Below are 11,528 nucleotides of genomic sequence, written 5' to 3'. Positions count from 1 at the left end.
GAACAGGCTTACGCTTTATGGAGGCATCCTTTTCCTTTACTGTGATACGGACATTATATTCGTCAAACCCTGGACAGGCAATACCATCAGCTTTCGGGCATTATGCTTCAGCGGAAACACCTAACCTCCAAATGTTTAAAAATTATCCCCTGAATTATCCATTGTTTCAATTTACCAATATATCTCCTTTCCTTCCCCCTCTCTCGTTTCAATGCAATAGGATATATTTACCACACATGATATTACAATACATTTTAATTAACAATAATTTTGTCTTAATTTAAGAGAATGATTTTAATATTATGTTATTATTCTCTGTATTTCGACATTATTCTTTTCCTTTCGCTAATTTACACCCCTGTCTTATTTTTTCAAGAAATATATAATTTAAGTTAAGAGTTGGAAAATTATTGATAGAATCGTTGGTTTTTTGGAAAAGTATCGGGTATTGGAAGGGGTTGTTGATTTGGGAAAACGATCAAGACATGCACTTGTGAGCATTCTGATATTTTGTGTGGCTGCCATGATGATTAGCGCTCCGACTCTTGCGAGTTCTTATAACTCGCCTATCATTGAAGCGCCGGGTCAGGTGGATTTGTCGCAAGTTACTTCATTTCAAATTATTGTCTCCAATATAGAAGCCTCAAAAGTTTTTTTTCCAACATGGACTTTAGAGAACGGGCAAGACGATCTGTTTTGGTACGAAGGAGTAAAGGCGGGAAATGATAGGTGGCAAGTAACAATACCTCTATCTAAACATAATCTCGAAATCGGCACATATACAACGCATATTTATAAAGAGGCAGCGGACGGCAATCGCGATATGATAGGCATTGTTAACGTTGAAGTGTACGATGGCGGCCGCAAGACCCCATTAGTGTACACACAGAGCGAAGCGGACATTGCAGAAGGATTCTACGACATTATTATTACGAATGTTTATTCCAGTGAAGTCAGGTTTCCAACATGGACGGAACAAAACGGACAGGATGATCTGATCTGGTATAAAGGTGCATATCTTGGAAACGGTAAATGGAAAATATCCATTCCTTTAGCAAATCACAACCGTGAACTGGGTCGTTACATAACCCATATCTATAAAGTAGACGCCGACGATCAATCTACAATAATCGGTTGGGTAAATGTGAATGTTGTAAAAAAGAGAACGGACTTGTTCATCCATGCTCCGCAAATTGTATGGGTTACAGATTTCTCTTTTGACATCTATTTATCTAATGTGCAAGCGAAGAAGGTTGAATTTCCAACGTGGACTTTAGCGAACGGACAGGATGACTTGATCTGGTATCAAGGTACCCATTTGGGTGAAGGTTATTGGAAGGTAACGATCGATTTAACTCGACATCGCAAGGAAGCCGGCGTTTATACTACTCACATATATAAATTTGATTCGAGCGGAACTTCAACGATGATCGGATCGATTAATGTGAATGTCATTGATACTCCGTTTATAAATTATCCGCTTCATGATATTGGCATTGGGGAAGAACAATACGAAGTTAGATTGTCTAATGTCGAGGCAGACAAAGTCACTTTTCCAACTTGGACGAGCGCAAACGGACAGGGCGATCTGATTTGGCATGACGGGGTCAATCTTGGGAAGGGCAATTGGAAGGTGACGATCCCATTTTCAAAGCATAATGACGAAGCAGGTACTTATATCACTCATGTTTACAAGTATGTATCCGGTCGGGAAAAGCAGTTCATTGGAGAATTCGGGGTTAATGTGGTTGATACGCCGAGCGTTATAGCGCCGCAAAACGTCAATGCTAATGAGAATGAAATTGTAATTCGATTGTTAAATGTTAAAGCGGCCAAAGTTTATTTTCCGACTTGGACGGAAGCAAACGGTCAAGACGATATCGTATGGTACGAAGGAGTAAATTTAGGTCGAGGTAAATGGGAAGTGAAGATTCCCTTAACAAAACATAATAAACAGTTAGGAACGTATATAACGCATATATACAAGGCCGATCTTTCAGGACAACGAACTTTTGTTACCAGTTCAACGACCAACGTCGTTTTAAGTGAAAATCAATCCTATTATCAATATGACGGTTTGGGTCGGCTTAAACATATCAATCAACCTGATGGGCAAACTCTACAATATGAATATGATCAGAACGGAAATGTACTTAGAACAGTAAGCAGAAAAGGAGAGGGAAGCAAGTGAAAAAAATAATGATTTACGCAATCGTGTTAAGCTTATTGCTAAGCGCTAATTTGTTCCCGAACATGACAACTGCTCAAGAGATTCCATTGGAATGGCAGGAAGGATTCACATTCAATGAACCTGAAGATTACATAACGGTTTCTTCGGTTGTCGAAACTTTTGATGTTACCAGAGATTGGGTTATTGAGGAACTGTTCAAGGGGTATGCCCTTAACGACATTTACCAAGGTCTTCAGCAACAAAAAGATGGAAACTCGTATGAAAGTTACATCAACGCTAAATATCCTGATTTACAAGTGAAAAGTGCGACAAATACCGTTTATGGACCTATTAGCGTTCCGGAGGGAGTTTATCTGCCCGTTTCCATTACAGACGAAGTCTATGCAGACCAGTCATTGAGCTTAACCAATACGAAGCCTTACGACGAAATCGCTCTACAGCGTGCGCCGCTTAAATACGATCAAGCGCCGTATTCCGTGGGAACGATTAACGATCATATTTCAACTGCTGACGGATCATTGCGTGTTGAAGAAACCGACCTTGTGATGCCGGGGGTCAACGGACTCGATTTTGCTTTACGGCGTATTTATGACAGTTCTCGAGGGAAAGATGATTTAACTGTCTACAATGATTTAAACAGTACACGTTCGACACGAGAAGAAGTTCTTTTCCCGCTTGGCAAAGGGTGGATTTGGGACATTTCCTATATTAAATCTGTAGAAGGACAAAGATATATTTATATTTCCGGCGTCGGAACCTTCGCTATTTCAAGTCGCGGTTATTTGCTTGGATATCCATGGAGAAATTTGTCGCTTGGACCATGTCAGGATGATATTGAAGTCGGAGGCAGAGAGTGCGAATATATCCTTGCGGATTATACGAAGGGGACGAGGCAATATTTCGATAGCAGCGGCCGCTTAATCATGATTCAGGACGAATTTGGAAACTGGCTGAAGTTCTGGTATGAGACGAACAACTACTATGGGAACGTGTTGAGTGCCGTCATTAGTTCCGCCAATGACAATCGTTCTACAAACGTCATGACGTTTCATTATAATAATGATTCCGTTCAAGCTCGTCTGGGCGACCGGACGGTGACATATAAAAAGAAAAAAATGCGAGCCAACTCCCGTGATCAAGAAGTATTAGCCGAAGTTATCGATCCGATGGGGAGGTCAACCAAATATGACTACACCGTCTGGTCGTGGGATATGATGCTCTTTAACCTATTGTATCAATATAAAGACATTAAGGATCAAACAGGGCGATTTATTAACTGGGGAAAAAATGAGTGGATCACATTAAAATTTATCGAACATCCCACGAAAGCGATGACAAAATTCGGAGCATATACGGTTTCAAGGAAAATTGGGAGATATGCCGAAGAGAAGCATGTCAGGTTTTCCATTCGCGAAGACTTTTATAGCTCTACTAGTTCGACCATAGCAAATCCCCTTTACTTACTGGATATAGGCGATATTGGAGACAAGTTTGGTGAAACCAGTACGTTTGCGACGAGAGTCAGCGACGATTTGACCGAAACCATTTATCATTACAAGAAGAAATATGTGGATGGCGAGACCCCCGATGTGATTTATAATACAAAAACGGAGATCATTGTAGGCAACTCAAACCTGAAAAAGGTGATCAATTATAGCTACGATGAATCTACCAATCGACCCGATCCAACGAGGATTGAAGAAAGAACCTATAACGGTTCTATGTCGTCGCCAGTACGGGTTACGACCAGAACGTATGATAATTGGGGATTCTTGTCTTCTGAAACTAACCCAATCGGAGCGACTAGCCGTTTTCAATATAACTTGGTGTCAATCAACAATCGTATGGCGCTCACCAATAGTACATTGCCTGTAAATTCGACTACGAATCTGATAAACGATTATCAATATAATATGTATAACGGAGGCAGTCTCAAGCAAGCGATCGCTAAAAACAACCAGGGCACACTTCTGCAACAATTAAGCTACGATTACGATAACGCTGGGCGTCCGATCACAGTACGGATTCTTGGAGATCAACGAGAAACGATGGTCAACCAAGAGTATAGTCCGCGGTTTCATTCGATGTTTCTGACGAAACAAACCGTTGGAACGACCGACGTTGACGGACAAGTTGCGACAATTTCTAAAGAAATGGAATACAATGCTTCAACAGGAGAAGTAACCAAGTTTATTGACGGGAAAGGTAATGCAACATCTTATACTTATGACAAACTTGGCCGTATAACGGCAGAAATATATCCTGACGGAAACCGTACGACAGTTGAGTATGATGATGAGCAAAACAAAGTAACCGTAATTGATCCTGTTGGGATACGCCTTGACATTTTCTACGATCCTTTCGGACGCAAGACGAAGGAGATTAATGGGCGCGGAGAAACCGAATACTGGTATGACAAACATGGCCGAGTGACCCTAAAACGAAATCTTAGAGGAGGCCCGACGTTTTACGAATACGATAATTTAGGAAGGGTAGTCAAAGAGGATTTCCTTTTCGGTACCAATCAATTTATCTATGACGATATTGCAAATACGAAAACGATCATTGACGCCGAGAACAATACGATCCGCGAAACATACGATTTATTGGACCGGGTTATCAAGAAAGAAGAGATCAAGCCAACCGGCAATATTGTATTAGCGCAATACGAGTATGATTATGCGGGTAACGTTATAGCAACGACGGACGCTAACGGTAATATGACTCGATTCGAATATGATGCGTTGAGTCGGTTAACGGCAGTTACCGACGCGGAAGGGAAAACGACGCGCTATCGTTACAATTTGACCGGAGATATGGTCGAACTTCAATATGCCGATGGGAATAAAGTTCAGAAGCATTACGATGAAATCGGCCGTTTAATTCGGCAAATCGATCCACTCGGGCAAACCAAGAAGATGTATTATGATGCGAATAGTAATATTAGCCAAATAATTGACCGCAAAGGGCAAACTCAACGATTCGAATATAATAACCGCGACTTTTTGATACGGGATATTACCCCTGGCGAAACGATAACTTATTCTTATGATGCGGCGGGTAAAAGGGTAACGATGAATGATGGGACAGGAACAACGAATTATGGCTATTATCCTACCGGGGAATTAGCATCGTTAACCTATCCTGACGGTATAGCTTTAACGTTTGATTATGAGAAGCGGGGATTAAAAACAAAGGAAACGCTTTCCTCGCCGAACTATAACCTGACGTTGCAAGGGGATCTCAATTATGTCTTGCCTCGCTTGAATGAAATGAGCGTGATTGGCGGGAATGGTGCGCAACTGGCGTTGTTCAACTACGAATATTTGGATAATAGCGCACTAAGGATGATAAGTTCGAGCAACGGTCTGGCACGAACATTTGCGTATGATGGGCTGAACATGGTCAATATGCAGTATAAAAAGGGAGATGCCCTGCTAAATCAATACGTATACAGCTACGATAACAATCGCAATATTATAGGCAAAAATGAGAACAACTCGGGCTTTACTTTCACCTATGACGCCTTAAATCGAATCAAAACATCCAGTTTATTGAACGAAACGTATACGTACGATATGCGTGATAACCGAATGACGCTGACAAGCGATCAATTTCCGAACATCAAGGGAGCGAGCTACGTTTATGACGATCGGAATCGTTTAACGAAAGTGACGACAGAAGACGGGAAAACGGTGACCTATCGTTATAACGGGGACGGATTGATGGTGGAACGCAGCGAGAACGGAGCAACGACCCGATATTACTATAACGACAGCGCTAAATTGATTGGCGAAGGGCAAGTCGCCGCAGACGGCAGCGTAAAGATAATGGTGAGTTACATCCATGACTTTGCTGGAAGGTTACTGGCACGCCAGTTGGCAGGGCAAAATGAATTGCAATACTACTTAACGAACGGACATGGCGATGTGACCGAAATTCGCGACGAGAGCGGAAATCTATTGAACCAATACACGTATGATATCTGGGGCAATCCGCTAACGGAGCATGAGACCGTACCGAATATGTTCCGCTATTCGGGAGAGTACTGGGATCAAGCAACGAACTTGCAGTACCTTCGGGCTAGATGGTACGATCCAAGTATCGGGCGATTTATTACGGAGGATACGTATGAGGGGCAGATTACTAACCCTCTTAGTTTGAATTTGTATACGTATGTGAGTAACAACCCATTGAAGTATATTGATCCGACAGGTCATCAGCAAATTATAGGAACAGGTGGATATGGTGGAAAAAGTGTTTTAACGTTCACTAAGCCTTTAAGAGAAATGAACCCACTTGAGTTAAGTGATCTAATGTCAAGTGGCAAGGTTCATCCGGATGATCAATATAAAGTTGCACTATACATGTTTGTCAGTATAATATCTCCGGATAAGGGGGGAGCTTTCACTGGCGTAGAATCAGGATTAAATGCAGCAAGATCTTCAAAAGCTGCTAAAGCAGCCAAAGTTGTTGAGGGTTGCAATTGCTTTACTGCAGGAACTACAGTGCTTACAGACGAAGGGGAGAAAAATATCGAAGACATTGAAGTCGGAGATAAGGTTCTCGCCAAAGATGACGAGACAGGTGAGATGGCTTATAAGGAAGTTGAATGGCTCTTCCAACGTGATGTTGAGGAAACATATAATATAACTGTTGGTGGTGAAGTCATAACGACAACCGACGAGCATCCGTTTTGGATTGTCGGAAAAGGTTGGGTGGAATCCAAGAACCTTGAGATCGGTGATGTCCTGACAACTTCGGAGGGCAAGGAATTAGCTCTCGAGAAGATTGACGTTAAGAAGGAATATAAGACCGTTTACAACTTTATGGTTAACGATTTCCATACCTATTTTGTATCTAACCTTGGAATTTGGACGCATAATGCATGCAGTATTGGGACCGACTTTGGAAAACAAGGAATACTTGCAAATAATCCGGGAATAAAGGTTAATTGGGGTAATAAGACAAAACATGGATTTGACCGTATGTTGGAACGTGGTGTTACCACTGATATGGTTAATGATTGGGTTAGAACTGGTAAAGCACTATCTCAAGACGGCGGAAAGAAGTTTCTCTTTGTAACAAAGGACGGTGCTGCTGTCGTTGCAAAGGACGGAACTTTGGTAACTGTAATGCACAAACACGATTTTGACGAAAAAATGCAATCCTTAGTAAATACCTTGTATGGGAAATAATCATTTTGAGAGGAGATTCCATGAATAGCTTGTCTGAAAAGGTTGCAAGGGTAATAAATGATTGGGACCCCATTAATTTATTACCGTTATTTCCGCCTGATGAATATATTAAAGAAATTGATTCGATTACCCAGTTTCTTGAAGCACCAAAGAATGTGAACCAATTAGCAGATTTTATTTATAGTCTCTTTCTTGAGCGTTTCGGTGAAACAGTATTTGATATGGACAAGTCTGAATGTATTAATATTGCGAATCAAATACTAAAATAGTTAACTGACCTTGGGGGCGGCAATCCTCAAGGTCTTTTTTACTCCCACCCAGTGCCGAATGAATGGGGGCACATCCCGATAAAACTTATCCTTAAAACCCCCAACTTTACTTTTGTATACCACGACCATAAATAATGAGATGCAAATTCAATCATCACTTTGCTTTAAAACTAATTGGGCATTTGGAACGATAGATAAAACGAGTGAACAGTCTGTAACGTGCCAATACAAAGGTAAGTCAACGTGAATTTATTGATCCGTTCGGGAAAGACCAAGGAGCGTTCCAACTTTTGATATATAATACGGATCTTCAACTTGTTCATGATTCAGGCAAAATAATTGAGTGGAAAAGGTATTACGATATCAGTTATGCCTCACTACCGGCAGGAGAATGGCTTTGGAAGGTGAGGATTTACGATTCGACGGGGCGTGTTTCGCAATATACGGACTTACAACGATTTTCAATAACTAATGGAATTAAATACCAATACAATTCCAATAATCAACTGGAGTATATTCGTTATTCCCCAAAGGGGAGTTTATGTACCAGTACGATCGCAACGGTAATCTTGTTCGGGTTACTAAAATTAGGTAACCAAGTTCAATTTTAAAATTTGTACTTACACAATAAGAATTAATGACTTTTAAATTGATGTATGAATAATATAGAAATAAATAATTTTAACGGCAATTATTTATATTTCCACGTCCTGTTTTAGTTCCTTAATAATGGAGGTATGAAAGAAATATTTCAAAGAAATGTTTTTTGAAGAAGTAACGCTAGGCTCAGACGAAGATAAACAAATTAATGATTTATGGTTGCGAGCACTTCATAACTTATAGAAATGAATTATTGTTGACCAAATATATGGCGATTAATTTGCAGTTGATCCTTATGAACATCAGTTATGGATGGCTTCAAGAGCAGCTGCTATCGCAAATCCCTATTATCTTACAACAATACTAAAAAACATAGTTATTAAATATAAAATATCCAAAAGGCGGTGGGCAAGATTGAATTTAAGGGATATTATTCCAAAACACAAACTTGACTTTGACAGCATAAATAAATTAAAGGCACACGATAAAGATGCTTTAAGACCAATCGTACCTGACTTATTAATGTGGCTACAAGATATAAATTGGCCTATTGCGTCAGAGATTAGCGATATTTTATTACAATTTGATAAAGAGCTATTTCCTTATATTAGGGAGGTATTACACTCGGACGACAGCCTCTGGAAGTACTCCATTTTAATAAAGATAATAGATAGAATGGCTCCAACCGATAAATTTGAATTAAAACAAGATCTTGAGAAGTTGTCGAATAATCCTGACTTAAATGATAAAGAAGAAGGAATTGATGAAATATCGAAGGAAATACTACAAAGCTTATACTGAAAGAGAAATATAATGTGGTGTTAATAAGGGGTTCCCAAAAGGTCTAAGTTGACCTAAGGGATACCCTTCTCTTGTCTAAAATAAAAAAAGAAACCGGATTTTGGTAAAATGGAGGGACCACTCAAACCATCTTACGAAAGGAACAGTTTCTTTGTGCATTCAATATAACATGAACTAACTTTACCTGCCAATGGATATGGTAGAAGACATTCCAGAAAATTGCCTCGTACTTGCAGTAATCGATGCTGTGAATCGCTTAGATAATCGTATCTTTGCCTCAGCCTATCCAGGAGAGGCCGGATAGTTACTTTGTCTCGAATCTTGGATGACGAGAGTGAATTACTGAGACATTACGGGATTGGATGTTTAAGTAATCATCCGGTATTAGGTTATTTTCGGCTTTACATTGGATGCTCCCCCCCCCCGTTCACTGGTTCTACAAAATCATTTATTTTTACATACACTTACATGATTATATTAACAATATTGGGATATATATTATAAAATAGTATTCCATGTAATGGAGTTCGTAGCTTCATCGACGTCATCGCCATTATACAGGCGATCATACTTAAATCTCTTGCGTTTTTATTTTTATAACATAAGAAGTTGGCAATCGTTCTATTTCGACATTATTTCCGAAATATCGCTAATTTCTCCCCCTATTTTATTTTTATAGAGAAGATATACTTTGTATATAGAAGATTAAGATTACATATGAAAGTAATCCAATTTCAAGGGGGTTAGGCTATGAAGAAGGGATTCTTATTATGTGTGTTCTTTTTATGTTCAATAATGTTATTGAATCCGATAAGAGTATATTCGACTGATTATTTGTATGATTCGTCGAATCGTATGAAATCAATTATCTTGCCTGAGGGAAACCAAATGAGGATGTTTTATGATGAAGATGGGAACCTGATAAAAAAAATTCGGGACGATAATATGTTTAGAAATGGAAACTTCGAATCCTATGAGACGAATGCGGAGGTTGCCTCTCATTGGAGACGTTGGGAATCCGTAGGTGCCCAGGGGGAATATAAAGTTGTACAAAGCCCTTATTATTCGGGAGGGATGTCTCAGAAGATCGAAGCTCGAAAAATTCCAAATGGCGCCATGAATATTTATCAGGATGTAAATATAAAACCGAATGAACATTATACAATTAATGGAAGATTATTGATCGAGCGAATGAAAAACGCGAATTTTATAGTCGCGATCCATTACTTTGACTCTCAATTCAACTTAATAAAAGGAGAGACAGTTTTTCAATATGAAGATCCAACGAGTTGGTTGACTTTCACCGGTGAAATGACGACTCCCAGTAATGCTTCGATCGCAAGAATTCACTTTCATCTTCAGGAATTATCGGACAATGGGTACGGAACGATATACCTCGATTCCGTCAAAATGACTAAGGGGAAAGCAGAAAATTTATTTTATAACCCTAGTTTCGAATTTGTGAATTCGTACGGGGATGTTGCTAGCGGCTGGTCAGTATGGAAATCCGAAGGAAGCGAGGGCGAGATAAAAACAACGGATCGGTTTTATAAAACAGGATTTCATTCTCAAGCAATTCATGCTCATCGTATTCCTCAGGGCGGTATGAATTTCTTTCAGGATCTTTATGTTGAACACGGGAAAACATATCGAATTTCGAGCGATATTAAAATAACACATCTATCTAATGCCGCATTTGTGATTGCAATTCACTACTTTGATGAAAAATACAACCTTGTTGGTGGTACAAGTCCTGTTAATATGCAGAATACAATAGATTGGACAGAAGTTAAGGCTGAAATAACTCCACCCAAAAACACAAAGATAGCAAGAATTCATTTTCATGTAACGGAGACCGGGGACGGCGGAAATGGAGAAGTATATATTGATAATGCTGTGATTGCCCCAATTACATAGAGGTTCAACAGAGAGGAAAGTCAAATCAATGGAGGAAGTATGAAATTTCAAAAAACAATCATAGGATTGATGTTAGTATTTCTATTGTTTGCTACGCTGGCTTCTACCATAGATGCTGCGGGAAAGAAATTTATATACGATAATAATGGGAGGCTCATTAGTGTTCAACTGTCGGATACAGAACAAGTTCGGTATGAGTATGACGCTAACGGCAACATGGATCGTTCCAAGAAAGTCGAAAATATGGTCACTTTTCCAACAAATTTAGTTAGAAACAATCACTTTGATGAAGCAGAAGAGAACGGGAAGGCTAGTTATTGGAATAATGAGATCTGGGGGGCTGCGGAAAGTGAATTTTCTTTGGTTAATGGAGATTCAAAACAGAGACAAAAGATATCAGCCAAAGGTATTGAGAAGTACGGGATGGTAGCGGTTGTGTTTTGCAAGTAGAAAATGCTTAGATTTGCAGCCAAAAGTGCCAAGCCCACTTGCCAGCATCGAGGCTACATCGGAATTCGTTCCATAGCTTGCTTGAAACGGAAACTCTCGCCT

At 39.7% G+C, this 11,528-nt stretch carries 6 protein-coding genes; all 6 read left to right on the top strand.

Going from position 1 to position 11,528, the window contains the following annotated elements:
• Positions 1–466: 466 nt before the first annotated feature.
• The 6 genes from KQI79_RS26450 (at position 467) to KQI79_RS26425 (ending at position 11,426) form a co-directional block, all read left to right on the top strand.
• Complete coding sequence (locus KQI79_RS26450) at positions 467–2,191, top strand: GBS Bsp-like repeat-containing protein (RefSeq protein ID WP_216541340.1); 1,725 nt, start codon at positions 467–469, stop codon at positions 2,189–2,191.
• Positions 2,188–7,389, top strand: coding sequence for a polymorphic toxin-type HINT domain-containing protein (locus tag KQI79_RS26445; protein WP_216541339.1), 5,202 nt, complete (start codon positions 2,188–2,190; stop codon positions 7,387–7,389). The genes KQI79_RS26450 and KQI79_RS26445 overlap by 4 nt, the downstream gene beginning before the upstream one ends.
• 20 nt (positions 7,390–7,409) lie before the next feature.
• Positions 7,410–7,658: a DUF1871 domain-containing protein gene (locus KQI79_RS26440; protein ID WP_216541338.1), complete on the top strand. Its 249-nt coding sequence runs from the start codon at positions 7,410–7,412 to the stop codon at positions 7,656–7,658.
• A gap of 1,014 nt (positions 7,659–8,672) precedes the next feature.
• Positions 8,673–9,059: a DUF5071 domain-containing protein gene (locus KQI79_RS26435; RefSeq protein WP_216541337.1), complete on the top strand. Its 387-nt coding sequence runs from the start codon at positions 8,673–8,675 to the stop codon at positions 9,057–9,059.
• 750 nt (positions 9,060–9,809) lie between these two features.
• Positions 9,810–10,976 carry a carbohydrate binding domain-containing protein gene (locus KQI79_RS26430; RefSeq protein WP_216541336.1) on the top strand — a complete coding sequence of 389 codons (1,167 nt, stop codon included), beginning with the start codon at positions 9,810–9,812 and terminating at the stop codon, positions 10,974–10,976.
• 39 nt (positions 10,977–11,015) lie between these two features.
• Positions 11,016–11,426 carry an RHS repeat domain-containing protein gene (locus KQI79_RS26425; protein ID WP_216541335.1) on the top strand — a complete coding sequence of 137 codons (411 nt, stop codon included), beginning with the start codon at positions 11,016–11,018 and terminating at the stop codon, positions 11,424–11,426.
• Positions 11,427–11,528: the final 102 nt, after the last annotated feature.

The organism is Paenibacillus sp. MSJ-34 (assembly GCF_018918005.1).
GTDB lineage: Bacteria > Bacillota > Bacilli > Paenibacillales > Paenibacillaceae > MSJ-34.
This window is presented reverse-complemented; position numbering and strand designations above follow the sequence as displayed.